The following is a 1,674-nucleotide window of genomic DNA, read 5'->3' on the forward strand; positions in this document are numbered from 1 at the left end:
CGCCGCAACGCCCTCGGCTTCCGCAACCTGATCAACTACCGCATCAGATCGCTGCTGCACTGCGGAGCCCTTGCACTCTAGATCCGGAAGAGCCCACAAAGGACGGGATCGAGCTCTAAACCGATCTCCAGGCGGGCCTGACGGTTCTGAGGAGCAAGCAGAAGCAAGCGTGCTCGGGCGCGTCGATCGAACATCGTCACAGAGCATTGAGCCTTTGCCAACCTGATCAAGTGTTGGCGATCATGAGGGTCTGAACTGCGGCGATGAGCGCTGCGGCCTGGTTCGGGCTGGAGCGGATCTTGCGCAGGACCTTCCAGGTCTTCAGCTCGGCGTTGACCCGCTCGCCCGGCCCGCGACGGCGGGCGTGCGCGGCGTTGACCGCCTTCTGGTTCACCGACAAGGGTCGGTAACGACCGGTGTCGGGGTCGAGGCGCCGACGGCGCTGCGGGACCGCGACCGTAGGCCCGGCACCCTGGTAGGCGGTGTCGCCGGCGGCCGGGATCGCGTACTCGGTGAGCGCGTCGATGATGCCGTGCTCGCGGGCTGCGCCCATGTCGTGACGGGCCCCGGGCAGCGGCGGGGAGATCCACACCAACCGGCCGACCGGGTCAGCGATGACCTGCACGTTCAGCCCGTGGCATTTGTGCTTGCCCGAGTAGAACCCCCGATCATAGCCGCTCGCCATGCCGACCCGGTCGATGCGCAGCAGGGTCCCGTCGATGATCACGAACGCTTTGCGCGCCGCGACCTGCATCGCTTGCTCCAGGGTCGGGGCCATCGCAGCGAGCAGGTCGATGGCCTCGCGCAGGTAGCGGTACACCGTGGAGGTCCCGACCTTGAATCCGCAGGCCAGCTGGGCGTAGGTGTCACCGGTGCGCAGGTGCGCCACGACCAGCAGGGCTTGGCGGCCCGGGGTGAGCCTGCGCCAGCGGGTCGCGCGTTCGCGGCGGTGACGACGCAGCAGCGTGCTGACCATCTTCAGCGTGTGGGTGGACACGGTCATCCCGGACGGGTAGGACAGCACCTTGAAGCTCCTGGTCGGACGGATTGGTCTCAGCAACCGCTCGTCTACCAGGAGCTTCACCCCTTCGAGGTCACGCCACGCCGCACACGCTCTGACCTGCCCGTCCGTCAGGTTGGCAAAGGCTCAATCCGCGTAGCGCAGCCGACTCGTGCTGCTGGGGTAGCGGGGGCTGACCGGGAGCCACCGGTCGGCGCGGCGGTTGATGAGAGGGCATGTACTGGGGGGAGGTCATCGCAGATTCCTTCGACGAGCCACCCCGGTCGGGGGTCAAGTCCGCTGGTGTGGTGTGTGACGACTGCCGCGTGATCTTCTGTTCTGTCAGGCGCTGAGCGCCGGGATCGTGTGGGTGGGGGTCACCTCCTCGGTGCCGGTCGGGGTGTCGGGGACGGGTGTGACGCGGGCGCGGGCCAGGACGTCGAGGCCGAGGTAGCGGCGTCCTTCGGCCCATTCGTCGTGCTGTTCGGCCAGAACGGCGCCGACCAGGCGGATCAGGGAGTCGCGGTCGGGGAAGATCCCGACCACGTCGGTGCGGCGACGGATCTCGCGGTTGAGTCGCTCGATCGTTATCTTCAGTCGGGGGACTGATCGAGCCTGTGAGCTGCTGGTTTGCCTCGTGAACAGTGTCGCTGACGTGGCTGTTCACGAGGTTC

Annotated in this window: 1 protein-coding gene and 1 pseudogene; both read right to left on the reverse strand. The window is 67.3% G+C overall.

The genetic code is table 11. The features are described from left to right. Positions 1-226: 226 nt before the first annotated feature. Positions 227-1,024 carry a transposase family protein gene (locus ACVJO7_RS33955; RefSeq protein ID WP_161152599.1) on the reverse strand — a complete coding sequence of 266 codons (798 nt, stop codon included), beginning with the start codon at positions 1,022-1,024 and terminating at the stop codon, positions 227-229. Between the two features lie 318 nt (positions 1,025-1,342). Then, positions 1,343-1,582: pseudogene (locus ACVJO7_RS33960) on the reverse strand (transposase); the annotation flags it as partial. Positions 1,583-1,674 lie beyond the last annotated feature (92 nt).

The organism is Pseudonocardia sp. DxW, from assembly GCF_058448985.1.